Source organism: Bacillus sp. NH11B (assembly GCF_001884205.1).
GTDB lineage: Bacteria > Bacillota > Bacilli > Bacillales > Bacillaceae_G > Bacillus_A > Bacillus_A proteolyticus.
In genome coordinates, this window is sequence record NZ_MAOG01000104.1 from 69,550 (window position 1) to 87,031 (window position 17,482).

The 17,482-nt window shown below is 31.4% G+C and carries 20 protein-coding genes and 1 pseudogene; 16 read left to right on the forward strand and 5 right to left on the reverse strand.

Annotated features, from left to right (window positions below; genetic code table 11):
• Positions 1-126 precede the first annotated feature (126 nt).
• The gene (locus tag BAU27_RS16105) at positions 127-876 is read right to left on the reverse strand and encodes an alpha/beta fold hydrolase (RefSeq protein WP_071771444.1); all 750 of its coding nucleotides are present in this window, start codon (positions 874-876) and stop codon (positions 127-129) included.
• 409 nt (positions 877-1,285) lie between these two features.
• Between BAU27_RS16105 and BAU27_RS16110 the strand changes: the two genes are divergently transcribed.
• Complete coding sequence (locus tag BAU27_RS16110) at positions 1,286-2,152, forward strand: MBL fold metallo-hydrolase (protein WP_071771445.1); 867 nt, start codon at positions 1,286-1,288, stop codon at positions 2,150-2,152.
• Positions 2,153-2,226: 74 nt separating this feature from the next.
• Here the strand turns inward: BAU27_RS16110 and BAU27_RS16115 are convergent, their stop codons facing one another.
• Positions 2,227-2,829 (reverse strand): DUF2441 domain-containing protein, encoded by a 603-nt coding sequence (locus BAU27_RS16115; protein ID WP_071745574.1) that lies wholly within the window; start codon positions 2,827-2,829, stop codon positions 2,227-2,229.
• 212 nt (positions 2,830-3,041) lie between these two features.
• Between BAU27_RS16115 and BAU27_RS16120 the strand changes: the two are divergent.
• From BAU27_RS16120 to BAU27_RS16155, 8 genes and pseudogenes are all read left to right on the forward strand, one after another.
• A pseudogene (locus BAU27_RS16120) lies at positions 3,042-3,524 on the forward strand (DUF2798 domain-containing protein); the annotation flags it as partial.
• A gap of 183 nt (positions 3,525-3,707) precedes the next feature.
• Positions 3,708-4,133, forward strand: a complete 426-nt coding sequence (locus BAU27_RS16125; RefSeq protein WP_071771446.1) for a DMT family transporter — start codon at positions 3,708-3,710, stop codon at positions 4,131-4,133.
• An 18-nt stretch (positions 4,134-4,151) separates the two neighbouring features.
• Positions 4,152-4,844, forward strand: coding sequence for a Crp/Fnr family transcriptional regulator (locus BAU27_RS16130; RefSeq protein ID WP_071771447.1), 693 nt, complete (start codon positions 4,152-4,154; stop codon positions 4,842-4,844).
• A 19-nt stretch (positions 4,845-4,863) separates the two neighbouring features.
• Positions 4,864-5,328 (forward strand): DMT family transporter, encoded by a 465-nt coding sequence (locus BAU27_RS16135; protein WP_071745578.1) that lies wholly within the window; start codon positions 4,864-4,866, stop codon positions 5,326-5,328.
• Between the two features lie 25 nt (positions 5,329-5,353).
• Positions 5,354-5,545: a hypothetical protein gene (locus BAU27_RS16140; RefSeq protein ID WP_071771448.1), complete on the forward strand. Its 192-nt coding sequence runs from the start codon at positions 5,354-5,356 to the stop codon at positions 5,543-5,545.
• A 42-nt stretch (positions 5,546-5,587) separates the two neighbouring features.
• On the forward strand, positions 5,588-6,100 hold the full coding sequence (locus BAU27_RS16145; RefSeq protein WP_254797969.1) for a HEAT repeat domain-containing protein: 513 nt from the start codon (positions 5,588-5,590) through the stop codon (positions 6,098-6,100).
• A gap of 747 nt (positions 6,101-6,847) precedes the next feature.
• The gene (locus BAU27_RS16150) at positions 6,848-7,255 is read left to right on the forward strand and encodes a GNAT family N-acetyltransferase (protein WP_071771449.1); all 408 of its coding nucleotides are present in this window, start codon (positions 6,848-6,850) and stop codon (positions 7,253-7,255) included.
• 66 nt (positions 7,256-7,321) lie between these two features.
• A complete protein-coding gene (locus tag BAU27_RS16155) occupies positions 7,322-7,975 on the forward strand; it encodes an MBL fold metallo-hydrolase (protein ID WP_071745581.1) in 654 nt (217 codons plus the stop codon).
• A gap of 133 nt (positions 7,976-8,108) precedes the next feature.
• On the opposite strand, the gene BAU27_RS16160 is transcribed toward BAU27_RS16155, so the two are convergent.
• The gene (locus tag BAU27_RS16160) at positions 8,109-8,726 is read right to left on the reverse strand and encodes a TetR/AcrR family transcriptional regulator (protein ID WP_071745582.1); all 618 of its coding nucleotides are present in this window, start codon (positions 8,724-8,726) and stop codon (positions 8,109-8,111) included.
• Between the two features lie 121 nt (positions 8,727-8,847).
• Here BAU27_RS16160 and BAU27_RS16165 point away from each other — a divergent pair, with 121 nt between their 5' ends.
• Positions 8,848-11,079, forward strand: coding sequence for an MMPL family transporter (locus BAU27_RS16165; RefSeq protein WP_071745583.1), 2,232 nt, complete (start codon positions 8,848-8,850; stop codon positions 11,077-11,079).
• 48 nt (positions 11,080-11,127) lie between these two features.
• On the opposite strand, the gene BAU27_RS16170 is transcribed toward BAU27_RS16165, so the two are convergent.
• Positions 11,128-11,313 (reverse strand): DUF4021 domain-containing protein, encoded by a 186-nt coding sequence (locus tag BAU27_RS16170; RefSeq protein WP_071745584.1) that lies wholly within the window; start codon positions 11,311-11,313, stop codon positions 11,128-11,130.
• Between the two features lie 341 nt (positions 11,314-11,654).
• Between BAU27_RS16170 and catA the strand changes: the two genes are divergently transcribed.
• The 4 genes from catA to BAU27_RS16190 all read left to right on the forward strand — a co-directional run bounded on the left by catA (position 11,655) and on the right by BAU27_RS16190 (position 14,703).
• The gene (gene catA / locus BAU27_RS16175) at positions 11,655-12,305 is read left to right on the forward strand and encodes a type A chloramphenicol O-acetyltransferase (RefSeq protein WP_071745585.1); all 651 of its coding nucleotides are present in this window, start codon (positions 11,655-11,657) and stop codon (positions 12,303-12,305) included.
• Positions 12,306-12,574: 269 nt separating this feature from the next.
• Positions 12,575-13,054, forward strand: coding sequence for a GNAT family N-acetyltransferase (locus tag BAU27_RS16180; protein ID WP_071771450.1), 480 nt, complete (start codon positions 12,575-12,577; stop codon positions 13,052-13,054).
• Between the two features lie 54 nt (positions 13,055-13,108).
• Positions 13,109-14,035 carry a GNAT family N-acetyltransferase gene (locus BAU27_RS16185; protein ID WP_071771451.1) on the forward strand — a complete coding sequence of 309 codons (927 nt, stop codon included), beginning with the start codon at positions 13,109-13,111 and terminating at the stop codon, positions 14,033-14,035.
• Between the two features lie 158 nt (positions 14,036-14,193).
• The gene (locus BAU27_RS16190; protein ID WP_071745588.1) at positions 14,194-14,703 is read left to right on the forward strand and encodes a GNAT family N-acetyltransferase; all 510 of its coding nucleotides are present in this window, start codon (positions 14,194-14,196) and stop codon (positions 14,701-14,703) included.
• Positions 14,704-14,745: 42 nt separating this feature from the next.
• Here the strand turns inward: BAU27_RS16190 and BAU27_RS16195 are convergent, their stop codons facing one another.
• Positions 14,746-15,633 carry a DMT family transporter gene (locus BAU27_RS16195; protein ID WP_071771452.1) on the reverse strand — a complete coding sequence of 296 codons (888 nt, stop codon included), beginning with the start codon at positions 15,631-15,633 and terminating at the stop codon, positions 14,746-14,748.
• A 171-nt stretch (positions 15,634-15,804) separates the two neighbouring features.
• Here BAU27_RS16195 and BAU27_RS16200 point away from each other — a divergent pair, with 171 nt between their 5' ends.
• Entirely contained in the window at positions 15,805-16,365 is a 561-nt protein-coding gene (locus tag BAU27_RS16200; protein ID WP_071745590.1) for a helix-turn-helix domain-containing protein, read from the forward strand.
• Positions 16,366-16,398: 33 nt separating this feature from the next.
• Complete coding sequence (locus BAU27_RS16205) at positions 16,399-17,346, forward strand: hypothetical protein (RefSeq protein WP_071771453.1); 948 nt, start codon at positions 16,399-16,401, stop codon at positions 17,344-17,346.
• Positions 17,347-17,482 lie beyond the last annotated feature (136 nt).

Sequence of the window (17,482 nt, forward strand, 5' to 3'; positions counted from 1 at the left end):
AATGTGAAATGATTAGGATATGTTAGTATATTACTTGTTTTTGCCACTGCCAAATAAGGTAAAAAGTAACTTGAAGATGTGGGAGTATATGAGATTTTTAAAGGGATTCCAAAAGAATCGCTTATTTTATATTGTTTTTAAAAAATGTTGTACTATATCGAGGTATTTATCTGGATGAATTAAACTAATTTCTCCATGTCTATTTTTTTTTATGACTTTTAGCAAACTATCATTAATGGTAGCGTGAAGTAGAGCTGCTGATTTTTTCATTATTGATAATTCTTTCTCACCAACTAATATTAATGTTTTGGCTTTAGTCTTGCATAATGTTGAAGGGATTGGATAGTCTCCATTGTTTTTCGTAATATTAATTAGGGTTTCTTTTGTCATTCGTGAACTATCTTCATAATATGTTTCAAATAATTCTTCTGGTACATTTAATGTTTTTGCCTGTAGTTTTGCATACCATCTGTTTTTAATTAATCCATAGCACATATTATACATTGGTACAGTTAATGTGACTGCTATTTTCATAGGATAAACCAACGCACTTTCGATAACAGCATTCTCTGTAATATCAAATTCTTGAGATATTATTTCAACAACGATTTGAGCGCCGATAGAAAGACCACAAATCGCAAAAACTTTTCCATTACAATTTTCTTTTATATAATTAATAACCTGTTCGGCCGATTTTTTTATACTTACAAAAGTATTATTCCAATCATCGCCATGTCCATCAATAATAGGCGTAACAATATAATACTCTTTTTTCAATGCTTCAATTTGTGGTTTTAATGACCACCATGACAGTCCACCACCATGAAGGAGAATGATAACTGGCATATTTTTGTTACCAAATTCTTTGAATAACATATTTATCCCTCATCTATATATCGAATAGTGAATAAGAAATCTTTTTTTATTACTGAACGAATACATATAATTGCTAATATATTTAGTTTCAACACCATTAAAACCTATCTACCCACGTTGTGTATTTGTTGTGTATAGGAACTGGAACGTGTATTCATTTTATCTAATCGTATTCTATAGGAGTTTCTGTATCAAAAAAAGATCAGTGATTTTCTTTTAATTATATACGATAATTATAATGGGGGAGGAACATCGCCAAAGTTTTATCGTCAATAGAAAGAGAAAAATATAGAAACGAAAAAAAATGGAATTAAAAAGAGAGCTTTTTTGTGATTTTAATATTACTAACTTAACCTATCGAGTAAAACAATTTTTTTGTTTTACTTATAAATAAATGGAGGTACTAATTATGCAGCAAATTAAAAAAATAGGAAATTCATTTTGGTATATGACACCTGTTTCTGACACGGATAGACCTATATTAGGAATGGTCGTTGGAAAAGAAAAAACTTTAATGATTGATGCAGGGAATTCAGAAGCACATGCACAATTATTTTTAGAAATGTTAAAAGAACAGAATGTATCAAGTCCTGATTTTGTGGCACTAACGCATTGGCACTGGGATCATATTTTTGGATTGTCTATACTACAAAATGCATTAACTATTGCACATACTGAAACGAAAAAGGAGATGCAGACATTAGTATCTTATGAATGGACAGATGATGCGTTGAACGCACGAGTAGAAGAAGGTACAGAAATTGAATTTTGTGCGGATTGTATCAAAAAAGAGTTTAGTGAACAACCAAGAAATATTAAAATTATCCCACCGAACTTAACGTTTCAGAATCAACTTGAATTAGATCTTGGTGAAGTGACATGCGTGTTAAAACATGTTGGCGGAGATCATGCACATGACTCTGTTGTTATGTATATGAAAGAAGAAAAGATATTGTTTTTAGGAGACTGTATATATGCTGATATTTTTTCTTCGAAGTGGAATTATACGACGAAACGAACGTTTAAATTAATAGATGAATTAGAGAAATTTGAAGCTGAGACATATATTCTTTCTCATGGGACAGCTATAAATCGGGATGAGTTTTTACAAGAGATGCATTTGCTGAAAACAGTAGGAACTTATACAGAAATACATAAAGGCGATGAAGAGAAGATAAAGGAAGCTTTTAAACGAGATATAGATAGAGAATTAAATGAAGATGAACTAGAAACAATAACGTTTTTTGTAAATGGCTATGAAATGAACAATCTGTAAAATACAAATCTAATCAAATGGCATTAAATTACACAAAAAGAGTATTGAGAGTAAGTGCAATACTCTTTTTGAAATTAAATTTGAAGTGATGAAAAGTCATCAATAATTTCCACTACTTCAATTTTCCCATTAATCAATAGCTCAGGAAGTTCATTTTCAACGTTTCCCTTCCAATACTCTTTAGCTTGTTCAATTTTTTGAGAGAATGGAATACCATCTTCTTTCGGTAAAAGATTACCGTCACCTTCAAAAGAATTTCCAGTCACTTGTAGTTTAACAATCTGCAAAACTTCTCGATTGTAGGAATCAAATAATGCTTTCCATTTCAAAGCATCTTCATAGTTTTTGGCAGCATATAAGCAAGATAATCTGGAAGGGTATTCAGGATATTCTTGTAGCCTAACCATTTCTACAATCGTTTCTCTGACCGCTCTAATTGTTTGATCCATATAACTCATAACCACTTTCGCATTTTCATTTTTTATATATAATCCGCCATTTGTATAATGATTTTTTAAAATTTGCATCGAATCTTCACCATTAGAATTTAATTGCGCTCTTTCAAAAAAGAAGCGATATAGGGTATTTGTTTGATTTTTGTCAAAATGAATGATTTGTCCTACACTCATTTTTTTCCTTGTAACGATGTGATAAGCGTAAAATTCTGTTTCATGCATGGTTCTCCTCCTAGAAGTTATATATTTCAATGTTAAATTTAATAATTCGACATTGAAATATATAAAACCTTTATAAATAAAAGTGAGAGTTCGGGTTGAGAGGAAAGAAAAAATATGAAAACGTTTTAAATTTGTTCACAAAATGTTCACTTACGAAGAGGTTTCCAATATCGATATAATGACAAAGACTCAAAGAGAAGGGATGATGAAAATTGCCAACGACAAGAAAGGAAAACCTCCAATTTGGTATGATGATGTGCCTCGGGATGGTTATAGTTATGACGTTTTACAATATATTATTGAATGGAGCAGGAGGGCCAATTCATATTAAGGAGATCGCATTAGAATTACTAATTGGATTTATGATTGCACTATTAATTGAAATATGTATCGTTGGACCTTGTGCGAAAAAAATTGTATTCGCGTTACCATTTGATAAATCGAAGAAAATAAATATTATACTTGCGATGGCGACAGCAATGGTAATCGGGATGGTTTTCTTTATGTCATTTTACGGAATGGCTATGATGTATTTACATAACGGGCTACATGGTGACTCATTTATTTCTATTTACTTTTCAATTTTTATTAAAAACTTCATGATGGCGTATCCACTACAATTAATCATTATGGGACCGTTAGTACGTTTCTTATTTGCAAAGTTTGTTATGAAGAATAAACCTGTTAATATAGCGTATTTATTATTTATAAAACGTTATATATCGATAAAATTACAAAAACGCATCTCAAATATTTTGAGGTGTGTTTTTTCTTATTCATTCCCAGTTATTTTCATAGTAATGTGACATTTGTCCTTTTGCCTTTGTAGGATTATAGCTTTTAATTAAGTCAGAAATAGAAAATTAGGAGATGATTTTTTGAAGGGCATTGTATTTGCTATTTTTGCTGGTCTATTTATAACACTTCAAGGAACCTTTAATGCGAAACTTAGTTCACATATCGGCATATGGTCAACGAGTATTATAACGCATTTAATTGGGTTTCTTATTGCAACTACTGTATTTTTGGTAAAGAAAGAAGAGAAAGTAACGGATTTAAAGGGTGTGAAAAAAATATATTTAGCAGCCGGTGCATTCGGTGGTTTGATTATTTGTGCAGAAACTATGGCGATATATTCAATGGGAGTTACATTAACAGCCGGAACACTTATGGTTGCTCAATTGTTAACAGCAACCTTTATTGAAATGAAAGGATTATTTCAAATAAAAAAGATACAGATGGAGAGATATCATATTGTGGGAACAATAGTAATGATTATAGGTATTGTTGTATTTAATATGTAAGGAATGAAGGGACTGTAAGTGGAGAATAAATCAAACTTAATTATTCAATATTTGAAAGCTTATAATATGCTTGAAATTTTTTCAGGAATAAGTACTGATTATTTTCAAGTAAATCATTTTGAAAAAGGCAAGCTTATTTGCAATATAGATGATGAAATGGATCGTTTGTATTTCGTTGTTAAAGGTAAAGTAAAAGTTTACACGATTACACCAGAAGGAAAGAAACTAATCCTTCGCTTTATCAATCCATTGGCGGTTGTTGGTGATCTTGAATTAATACAAAAAAGCAAGACGCATAATGTCGTTGAAGCTTGTTCAGATGTTGTAGCTATCTCCATTTCTAATACGGTTATTAGAAACAAGTTATTACATGATCCTATATTTATGAACTTCTTGCTTGAAAACATTGCGAACACGTTAAAAATATCGACCCGTTTTACAGCTCTTAATTTACTTTATCCTGTAGAAGTACGTGTAGCTAGTTATTTACTTTCAATTTCAACAGATAGTAACGGGAATATGTATAAAGAGGATTTGGATGCAACTTCGGTATCAAGTATTGCGGATTTTATAGGAGTAAGTTATAGGCACGTAATTCGGGTGTTACAAAAATTTTATAAAGAAAAATTAATTGAAAAGAAAAATGGAGTTATTGTAATTAAAGATTTTTTTAGAATGAAGGAAGTTGCTAAAGATAATATATATGAGTAAGAAAAGGGAGAGGAAGATTTTGATTGGATTTAGTTTAGCCATATTAGCTGGAATATTAATTAGCTTACAATCTGTTTTTAACACGAAAGTGAATGAAAATGTAGGACAGTGGTTAACAACTACATGTGTTCTTGGAATAGGTCTCATAAGTTCTGTTATATTTTATATCATTACAGAGAAAAGTATTATCATTAATTTTTATACTGCAAATTATTTATTTTATATAAGTGGATTGTTTGGCATTGGACTAATTATTTGTATAATGGGTGCAATAAAGAGTTTAGGTCCAGCGTATACGGTGTTAATTAGCCTTATTACTCAATTAGTCGTTGCATTATGTATCGATACATTCGGATGGTTTGGAATGGAGAGCGTACCATTACAAATAAATAAATTAGTTGGAATTGGTCTATTAATTGTAGGGGTAGGAATTTTTAAAAATCTTTTTTCGAATAAGAAAGCTATTAAAATAAATGAGCGATAAAGAGCGGGGATAAGTGATCCAATTTATGTTGCAAGATTTTATACAGTTTTTGGTTAATCCAGTAACAAACGAAAACCTTAAAACCCACACCAGGATAGGAATGTATAAAAAAATGAATAGAGTCATAGAAAAAGAAAAAGAAAAAGAAAAAGGCAGATCCCCACTCTCACAAGGAATCTGCCTTTTCCTTGCTACCGATAATGATGCGTTATGTTAATTGAGCATGAATGTGGTATACAATAAATTAGAGGTGAAAATTATGAATCGAGAACAAGCCATTCAAATACTTGAAAAATACTCTCCTATGCCCGATGACGAGGATTTAACTGAAGAAATGATAGATGAATACGCAAGTGCAATTACATATTTTGAGGAGAATCCACATCCAAGTTGCATAGAGCCTATTATGATGACCTTTAGTTTAGATGATTGTTATGGTGTATATGACCATGCAACAGGTGTATTATGTGAGTTTAGTAACGATGAGGTAGTACCATACCTAATTAGAGCTATACAAGATAAACATGAAGGTAGAAGGTACTGGGGAACAGAAGTAGCTAAATTCTTTCCGGATATAAGATTAATTAGTTCTTTATTGACTTGTATTGACGATCCAAACGATGAAATTCGAGAATATGTAGCTTATGTATTAAATAAGATTGGTGATAAGTCAGTTTTGCCTGTATTACTTAATAGACTACTAAAGGAACACAATGAAGATGTTTGTGAGGAATTAAAACAAGCTATCTCAAAACTAGAAAGACTTAAATAACTTCCGAGAACGATAATTATGTAAATAAGCTGTCCATATGGGTAGCTTATTGTATATTTTTGCTTAGCGTGTTTTTCTTCAAAAATGCTGGCGATACGCCAACGCCAGCATTTTAAGAAACTTATCGTTCACCAAAACGAAAAAAATTTGAAGTACTTCAAATTTTTAGCTAGATGACTATGTATCGGTCCCCCATAATAAAAAGGCAGGAACATATCAAATGTGTTCCTGTCTTTGATTTAATTAAATTAAATTTAACATCTATGACCTAAATATAAATTTATTGAGGTCTTTTTTTTTTTGTTTTTGTAGTTATGTGAACTAAAGTAGAGGAGTATTAGAAGTGGTTTTAGGAAAGAAGAATATGGCCGGAAATAAAATATTACTAAACATATATAACTAATGAATGCAATGTCTTTTTCAGTTATTATGTTGTAAATCATTTTATGATAAAATCTATTACATAATTAAATAAAGGGGTAATATTCTGTGGGTTATTTCTCAAATAGTTTATTAGTTTTGTTTGTTCTTATCGTATGTAGCTGTATGATTTTTGGTTGATAATATAATGATAGTCTTATATAAAAGAAGTTAACTCTGGTGAGGTAACTTCTTTTTATTTTATGTTGAGAAGGAATTCTATTTTTCTTATTGAAGTTTGTACTAGTTATTTTCACGTCGATCAGAATTTTTTTATAAAGGGTAGTTTTATGAAATATAAACAAGCCAGAGAATAGGGAGTATTACATGGAAAATAGTATACGCTACACAAGTGAACATCCTACAGATTTTAATGGATTATTAGTCTTATACGAATCTTTAGGATGGAATTCTCTTAAATTAACGGTTAACGAATTGGAACAAATGTGTAAACAAAGTTGGTATGCAATTTATGTTTTTAAAGAGCAACAATTAATTGGGATGGGGCGTGTTATATCCGATGGAGTAATAACAGGTGTTATTTGTGGTGTATGTGTATTGCCAGAATATCAGTCCATTGGTATTGGAAAAGAAATAGTAGAACGATTAATCCAGCACTGTGAACAAAACAAGGTTATTCCGCAACTAATGTGTGTAGATAAATTGCAATCTTACTATGAAGCTATAGGGTTTCAGGCATTCTCTATTGGGCTGACAAAACAAATTATAAGATAGCAGTGCTTTAAATTCTCGGTGTAATCGTACATATTTTCAAACTTCATTATAAAGGAGAATTACTGTATGGAGATTGCTAAAGGAGTAGGAATGCTATATCTTGAGTTTCAAGAGTATATTATTCACCCGATTCTTTTATGGGATGATGAAATGGCAGTTTTAATAGATACTGGTTTTCCTGGACAATTTAGAGATATACAAGTAGAGATGGAGAGGATTGGGGTATCATTTGAAAAGCTAAAAGTCGTGATTTTGACGCATCAGGATATAGATCATATAGGTAGCCTTCCTGAATTATTGGAGAACGGTGTAAGCGATATTAAAGTTTATGCGCATGAGCTAGATAAGCCATATATTGAGGGGGATTTACCTTTATTGAAAGATGGAAATGTAGAGAATCCACCAAAAGGAAAAGTAAGTACTACTGTGATTGATGGGCAAGAACTTCCATATTGCGGTGGGATACTAATTCTCCATACTCCAGGGCACACACCGGGTCATATAAGTTTATATTTGAAACAAAGTAAAACGCTTGTCGCTGGGGACTCTATGTATAGTTTGAATGGAAAGTTAGGAGGAGTTCATGCCCCAACTACACTAAATGTAAAGGAAGCACAACAATCTTTAGAGAAGTATTTAAATCTAGATATCGAATCTGTAGTTTGTTACCATGGGGGATTAAGTAAGGAGAATATAAATGTTCAACTTCAAAAATTGTAAAAGTTGAGGATAAATTTTTTTTGTTAAATAGTGCTAAAGTATCATCTGAATACTAGTATATAAATAAATAATAAAAGAGCATGTTTGAAAAAAATTCAAACATGCTCTTTTATTAAAGGAAATCTATTTAATTTTAATGACTTAACCCATTCCAATAAAACGAAACGATTTCTTTTGCTAATTCATCTATATTTGCAAGAATAGGATTGTGATTTTCATCTTTAAAATTCCCGATTGATAATAAAGATACGAATGCATGAGCCGTAAATTTAGCGTTTCCTTTCGGGATTTCTCCAATTTGCATTGCATTATCGAGTGCCTTTTCTAATACTTCATACATGCTATCTTCAGCATTTTTTAATTGTTTCAATTGCTCTGCAGATAACGATAGTTTTGCATCTTTCATAAAGTTCTTCATATCAATATCCATCGTTGCGTGTAAGTATACTGTAGCAAAGTCCAATAATCTTTCTTCTAAATTCTTATTTGTAGAGAGGATTTGATCCATATTTTCTCTTATTCGCACCATCATTTGAATCATAGTAGCGGTAAATAAATCCGCTTTTGTTGAATAGTAATAGTAGACGGTTGCTTTTGTAACACCACATTCTTTCGCGACCTCATCCATCGAAACAACTTGATAATTTTGAGTGAGAAATAACCTAGTTGCAACTTCTAAAATGATTTCTTTTGTAGATTTTGTATTTTTATTTTGACGAGGCCTTCCGAGAGGACGTTGTTTTTGTTCCAACTACATTCGCTCCTGACATTTATTATTGAGATAATTATAACATAATTTTTAATCATTCTTGATTAATTAACTGACCAGTATATATAATTAATATTGGAAGGAAAAAGGAAGGTGGGTTTTTATGAAAAAGCACCCGTTACATATGTTAGGAAAGCTTGTAGCAGGGAAGAATACGCAATGGATAACATTATCGGTATGGATTCTTATTACATTAGTACTTTCATTTACGTTACCACAAGTAAATAGTAAGAAAGAGCCGAATCCGAAAAATTTACCTGAAACAGCTATGTCACAGCAAGCTGAAGCACTTATGAAAAAAGAATTTCCTAATAATGCAGGAAATCCGTTGTTAGTAGTATGGCATAGAGATGGTGGATTACAGTCAAAGGATTATAAACTCATACAAGACGTTTATAAAGAATTAAAGGCCAGTCCTTTAAAAGAACAATCAACATTACCACCATTTGATACAATTCCAGAGCAAGTATTATCAAAAAGCGCATCAAAGGATGGTACATCATTTGTTACACCGGTATTCTTTAATAAATCTGCTGGAACGGATATATTAAAAGGTAATTTAGAAGAGTTACGAAAAATAGTGAATAGTAAAGTGGAAGAAGATCCATTCAAACAAAAGATAAGTGATTCTGGTTTACATGCTCGATTATCTGGACCTGTAGGTATTCAAACAGATGCAGTTAGTTTATTTAGTCAAGCAGATGTGAAATTATTAGTTGCTACCGTATTACTCGTATTAGGTTTATTAATTTTATTGTATCGTTCACCAATTTTAGCAATTTTACCTTTACTTGTTGTGGGATTTGCATACGGTATTATTAGTCCTACACTTGGTTTTTTAGCCGATCACGGATGGATTAAAGTAGATGCCCAGGCGATATCAATCATGACAGTATTATTGTTTGGTGCTGGAACGGACTATTGTTTATTTTTAATTTCGAGATATAGAGAGTACTTGTTAGAAGAAGAAAGTAAATATAAAGCGCTGCAACTTGCGATTAAAGCATCTGGCGGGGCAATTATAATGAGTGCCTTAACTGTTGTACTTGGATTAGGAACATTATTACTTGCTCAGTATGGTGCCTTTCATCGATTTGCAGTACCATTTAGTGTTGCTGTATTCATAATGGGGATTGCTGCTTTAACAATTCTTCCGGCATTTTTATTAATTTTCGGCAGAGTTGCATTCTTCCCGTTTATACCGAGAACAACTTTGATGAATGAAGAGTTTGCAAGAAGGAAAAAGAAAGTAGTAAAAGTCAAAAAATCAAAAGGCCTATTTAGTAAAAAACTTGGAGATATTGTAGTACGAAGACCGTGGACAATTATAATGTTAACCGTATTTGTATTAGGTGGATTAGCTTCATTCGTACCGCGCATTCAATACACTTATGACCTATTAGAATCATTTCCAAAAGATATGCCTTCACGTGAAGGGTTTACGTTGATTAGTGATCATTTTTCGGCTGGTGAACTAGCACCTGTAAAAATTGTTGTTGATACGAAAGGAAAAGAGCTTCCTATTAAACAAGAAATTGAGAAATTTTCTTTTGTAAATACAGTGAAAGAGCCAAAAGAGGGAAAAGACAATAAACAAATACAAATGTATGAAGTTTCTTTAGCGGAAAATCCGTACTCTATTGAAGCGCTAGATCAAATCCCTAAATTGAAAAATAGTGTAGAAAAAGTATTAAAAGATGCGGGGATTAATAATGTTGAAGATCAATTGTGGATTGGTGGAGAAACAGCGTCACTATATGACACAAAACAAATTACGGAACGTGATGAAGCAGTTATTATTCCAGTAATGATCAGTATTATAGCTTTACTATTACTTGTCTACTTACGATCAATTGTAGCGATGATTTATTTAATAGCAACAGTTGTTTTATCATTCTTCTCTGCATTAGGAGCAGGATGGATATTACTTCATTTTGGTATGGGAGCTCCAGCAATACAAGGTGCGATACCGTTATACGCATTCGTATTTTTAGTTGCTTTAGGTGAAGATTATAATATCTTTATGGTTTCAGAAATATGGAAAAATAGAAAGAATCAAAGTCATGTAGAAGCTGTAAAAAATGGCGTAATGCAAACAGGAAGTGTCATTACATCAGCAGGTTTAATTTTAGCAGGGACTTTTGCAGTGTTAGGCACACTTCCAATTCAAGTTCTTGTCCAATTTGGTATTGTAACTGCAATTGGTGTATTACTAGATACATTTATTGTAAGACCATTACTTGTACCAGCAATCACAGTTGTTTTAGGCCGCTTTGCTTTTTGGCCAGGGAAACTTTCTAAAAAGAGAGAAGAAGTACAAAAATTGGATATATAATAGAGAAGAGCCAAGGATATTTTCATTGGCTCTTTTCTATGTAGTTCATTAATTTTTTGAAGTCAAATCATCAGTTACAACGTGATCAGCATCTTCAATGGTTGTTTCGGGCATTCCATATAAGCCGTTCATTGCTTGTTCTTCGATATTAAGATTTGCAGTATTATTATTATTTTGGATAGAGGTAGTGTTTTCGATAACATTTTCTTTTTTATTTACACTTTTGTCATTCATGTTTGAATCCTCCAAACGTCATTTGATTTATCCCGCATTAACGGGCAGTAAGACCTCCACCTCAAAATTCGGCGAAAACAAAGAAGATCAACTGCCCGTAAAAGCCCGATTGGTTCAACTAATAATCAGTGGGGGATGAAGTGCCCCTCCACTGATTAAAGTTTCACTTTATTAATAGTATGTGGATGGATTTCAAGAAATATGTGAATGGATTTTTGCAAATGTTATATAATTAAATAAAAACTTGAGTATAAATTTAAACTATAAGGAGTGAGCAAGTGTGGTGAAAACAAGAAAGTTAGCCTTCTAAAATAAAAATGAAATTTTAGGAGGCTAATGAAATGAAGTTTCATGTAATTGACAGAGCAAATTGGAATAGAGAGCAGTATTTTGAACATTATTTAAAATTAAAGTGTTCGTTTAGTATGACAGCGAATGTTGATATTACGATGATGCTAGAGGAAATACATCAAAAGGAAATTAAATTTTATCCGACTTTTATTTATGTAATTTCTAAAGTGATAAATAAACATACAGAATTTCGAACATGTTTTAATGATGAAGGAGTTTTAGGGTATTGGGAGGAAATGATACCTAGTTATACAATCTTTCATAAAGATGATAAATCTTTTTCAAGTATATGGACGGATTATTCTAGCGATTTTCACATTTTCTATAAAAACTATGAAGAGGATATGAGATGTTATGCTAATGTTCATGGTTTCTTCACGAAAGAAAATATTCCGCCAAATGTTTTTCCGATTTCTGGTATACCTTGGACTAGTTTTACAGGATTTAATTTAAATATTAATAATGATGGTGATTTTTTATTACCAATTATTACTTGTGGGAAATATTTCAATGATGGAAGCAGGGTTATGCTACCTGTTTCATTGCAAGTACATCATGCGGCTTGTGATGGATATCATGCGAGTCAATTTATAGAGGATTTACAGGAGCTAGCTAATACTTGTAACGAATGGCTTAAGTAATATCTAATTATTAATTATATAAAATTGAAAATGAATAAGCGTTAAAATAAAAAGAAGAGAACATACGTATATTACATGTTCTCTTCTTTTTATTCATTCATACTAGGTAATGGTGGAAAATATAGGTTGATTTGTAGTTTAATAGTAAAGAGAGTGATTGGTTTTAATTTTCTTTATTTTATAATTATTTAAGGGTTCAAATGTTTTAATAGGGGGAAGGTAAAGTAAAATTCATACGTATTGAAAAAGATGAAAACCTAATTAATAATATGGCAAAATTGTATTGTAAAGCATTTGAGAAAACAAATTTTACTGAAATGATTGAGAGAATGAAAAGACATATAAAATATGTAGATTTTAAAGGTATAGTAGCAATAAATGATGAAAATGAAGTAGTTGGTTTTACTTATGGTTATCGCTCAATGGGGGGACAGTACTATAATCAATTAATGAGAGAAGCATTACATCTGGAGCAAGTAGATCAGTGGCTGCAAGATTGTTTTGAATTTGTAGAGTTAGCGGTTCACCCACAATATCAAAATGAAGGTCTTGGAATGAAATTACATAATGAATTATTAGAAGGGATTTCAAATAGAACGAGTATTTTAACAACACAAATAAACAATGAAAAAGCGCGTTCTTTATATAAAAGATTGGATTGGGTGGATGTATTAGAGCCATTTCACCCAAGTGAAAGTGATGTTCCATATGTAATAATGGAAAAAATATTAAAGACAAAAGTAAATTAATAACTATATCGTTCACACAAGTAATCGGATTATAACAATGAAGGGGAAAACAAAATGACAATAATTTCTATAGAAAAAGCTACAATTTTAGATGCTGAAAAGTTAACAGAAATAATGAAAAGAACATTTGATGAAGAAGCGAAGCGATGGTTATACGGCCAAGATGATGTAATTGATTATAACATCCAACCACCAGGCTATTCTTCAATTGAAATGATGAAATATTCAATCGAAGAATTGGATTCTTACAAAGTGATAATGGATGAAAAAATAATTGGGGGAATTATAGTTACGATTTCTGGTAAGTCGTACGGTCGAATTGATCGTATTTTTGTAGAGCCTGTTTATCAAGGAAAAGGAATTGGATCATATGTTATTAAATTAATAGAAGAGGAATATCCGAACATAAGGATTTGGGATCTCGAAACATCTAGTAGACAAATTAATAATCATCATTTTTATAAAAAAATGGGCTATGAAATAATGTTTAAATCTGAAGATGAGTATTGCTATGTAAAAAGAAAAAATGTAGATGCAGTTGGAGAGAACCTAATTAAAAATAAAGATATGAAAAATGGTCAATACGAAAACTGTAATTTGGTTAATACAGAATATTATCAAGTAAATTTAAAAAATAGTGCATTTGTTGGTAGTAATATAATGCATATGAATATGAGTAATTGTAATGTAAGTCAATCAAAGTTTAGAAATATAAATTTTAGAAGGTCCTCATATGCAGATTTAAATCTTTCTAGTAGTAAATTTAATTGGGTGACATTAGGTGGAGTGCAATTCCAAAATACAAGTCTTGGAGATGAGAAGGAACCTATTTCATTTGAAAACTGTGATTTGGAAGGTAGTACAATACATAATAGTAACCTGAAAAATATTGAAATAGTAAATTGTGATATAACTGGTATGAAAATAAATGGTATCCCAATAGAAAATTTGCTTGAGTTATATAATAAGGTGAAAATTTAAAGCGTATCGGTTGGTTGTTAGGATAAGATGTTTGGAAAATAAGTGTTATACCGAAATAGCTGTGTAAAAATAACATAAAGAAATACAGGTGAGAAAGGATTTAATGTAGGGTTCTAGAATGAGATAATATATTGGTATTTATATGGAGGGGGACGAATATGGGAATCAATATACGAGCAGTAGAAATACAAGATGCTAGAGCAATTCATCGTATATGTATACAGGATGAGGTTTTACCTTATATGGTTTTCTTACCTAGTATGCGTGTAGACGCTATGGAAAATAGAATTCGAAACTTAGCACCAAATCAATTTGAATATGTTGCAGAGTATGACGGGGAAGTAGTAGGTTTTATTGGCTTAACACAAAGTCCCGGACGAAGATCTCATTCAGGCGATTTATTTATTGGGGTAGACAGTGAATATCATAATAAAGGTATTGGCAAAGCACTTCTTACAAAAATGCTTAATTTAGCTGATAATTGGTTAATGTTAGAGAGAGTAGAACTTGGTGTTTTAGAAACGAATCCGAAAGCGAAAGATCTATATGAAAAATTCGGATTTGTAGTAGAAGGGGTAAAGGTAGGGAATTTGAAGGCTCACGGAAAGTTTATAAATGAAATTATGATGAGTCGTTTTAGACCTGATGGTTTAATTGTACATAATTAATATGTAAAAGCATGACAAATCAATGTCATGCTTTTTTAATTGTTATTTGCGATTCGGTAGTTTCGGTTGTAATAAAAATAATGTTAATCCAATGAAAATAATTGAAATTCCTAGTGCTTGTTGTAAAGTAATGCTTTCACTCAAAATAAAATAGGCTAGAATACAAGTTCCAATTGTTTCTCCTAAAATACTCATCGAGATAACAGTAGCACTCATCCATTTTAATAACCAATTAAAAATTGTTTGCCCTAAAATCGTTGCAACAAACGCTAAGCCAATAAAACACAACCAAGTTTGCGTAGAGTAATGGATGAAAGATTGTTGCTGCATATAAGCAAATATACCGAGAAAGCATGCACTACTTCCATAACTAATTACCGAATATGGTATAAGAGATAAATCTTTACGAATGTGTTGACTAATGAAAAAGTAAGCTGTAATAATTCCGGCCGCCATAAATGCTAAAATATCTCCGTATAAAGCGTCGCCACTAATTTGGAAATCTTGCCAACCAATGACGATACTTCCTGAAATGGCAATGAGGCAACCGATAACCGCTCCTTTCGTAAATCTCTCTTTAAATAAAAAGTAACCACCAATCATTGAAAATAAAGGTTGTAACGTTACGATAACTGTAGAACTTGCTACGGAAGTATATTGTAAGGATTCAAACCATAGTACATAATGTGCAGCTAAAAATAGCCCGGATAGAAATCCGAATCCCCATTGTTTTTTCGATAATGTTTTTAGTTCGTTTCGATTCCTTTTATTAAATAGTAATAACGGTAACAGAATTACTGTAGCAAATAATAATCGATAAAAAGCAATGATTGCCGCAGGAGCATCTGCCAATTTCACAAAAATTGCTGAAGTTGATAAGGCGAATACACCGAAAAATAAGATGAAATATGAAAGAATAGGTGATTTCAAAGTCTGTCCCTCCGATAGAATGTTTATTATAATAAACTTAATACGATATAATGTACAAAGGTAAGTATATAAGACCCTGAGACGATAGGAAAGGATTAGTTGCCTTTGTTTAGTATGTCAGCACAAAGGCAACGAAACATGCAATATGATGGACGAAAGGAAGTTTTTACTATGATACATGATAGACTCGGACAAACTGTATTAAGTTATCGTAAGAAAAATAATATGACAATACGTGAATTTGCTGATTATGCAGGAATTAGTACTTCACTAATTAGTCAAATTGAACGAGGATATGCGAACCCTTCTTTAAGTGTATTGGAATTAATTGCGAAAGCATTAAATGTACCGCTATTTACACTTTTTATTAATGAGATTGATACAGATTCACTCATTTCTAAGAAAAAAGATCGAAAAAAAGTATATCGGGAAAATAATGATCACATTGTATATGATGTATTAACACCTGATTTTATGAAAGCACGTATTGAAATGTTGATGATGGATTTAAATAAAAAAGCAAACACAACGGAAAGTCACTACTCACATGAAGATAAGGAAGAGATTGCGGTTATCATGAAAGGGGAAGTGTATGTGGAATTAGAAGGAAAAGAATATTTTTTAGAAGAAGGTGATGTTGTGCGTATCCCGCCAAACGTGAAGCATCGATTTTTGAATAAAAGTGATGAATCGAATCACATTTTATTTGTATTAACGCCATCTTTAGGATGAGTATAAAGTGAGTTTTATAATGGGGGATAGAAAATGGAAGGTAAAAGTGTTTTAAAAGGCGGCCTTTCAATTATTTCTCAATGCAAAAAACAAACAAATGATATTTGGCATGCACATTACGGGGGAGCTGCAATTGCTAGTTATTTTTTCATGAAAGATAATAATATTGAAGAAGAGATAGCTCGTAATATGCATTCTCATACAAAAATGATGCTGAACAAGCAAAAATTAGATGAAATCATCGATGGTAAAGAAGAAATTGATTTTCAAAGTGCCGAAAAAATGATAATAAAATCATTGGAAAATACAATTGATGAACTTCATTGGGTGGGGCATAACGTTATTTATGCGGCATTAAGTTTATTAGCTATGAAAGAGCTACAAAAATGGGGCGATAATCAAGCAATAGAAGGGATAACTGACCTTATATTATCATTTCAAAAAACAATTCCCGGTAGATCGTGGATTGGTTTTACGACGAAAGAAGTTAAAAAATTAAGTATATATGACGAGATACAAAGTGAATTAAGAAATCCAAAACAATTATCTAAGTTTATTTTAAATGAACTATCGGAGTTTAAGATTATTTATAGAGCAGAATCACATCATGATTTAATTGGCCATATGCTTACTTTTTCCCACGCAATTAATATAATGTATGATTTAGGATATAAATATATATTTCAAAGAGGAATACGTCCACTTTTAAAACTAGTATACGTACTGCGTGCTAGTAAAAAACTTATGCTGAATACTGAAATAAATCTACATTCTCCTATAGATCATTTACCTTTAATTGAATCTAAACGTGCTCACGTATTACCAACTGAAAATCAATTTTGGCTAAAAGACTATAGTGAATTTGATTGGGATTTTGGACATGTTTTCAAATTCTCATATAGTTATTTTGATCATATAAAGAGAGCTCCGGAATATAAAGATATAACCTTAGAACAATTCCGATTTGTTATTAATACGTAATGAAGTCAATGATCTGTATAAAGGGGCAAAATTTAAAATTTCTTTGTTGATTGTATATTATTTTTATATTTGTAAGGTTTTACATGCGTATTTTACTTTTACTTATTATGTAAGTAGGCTATACTAAAATACATAT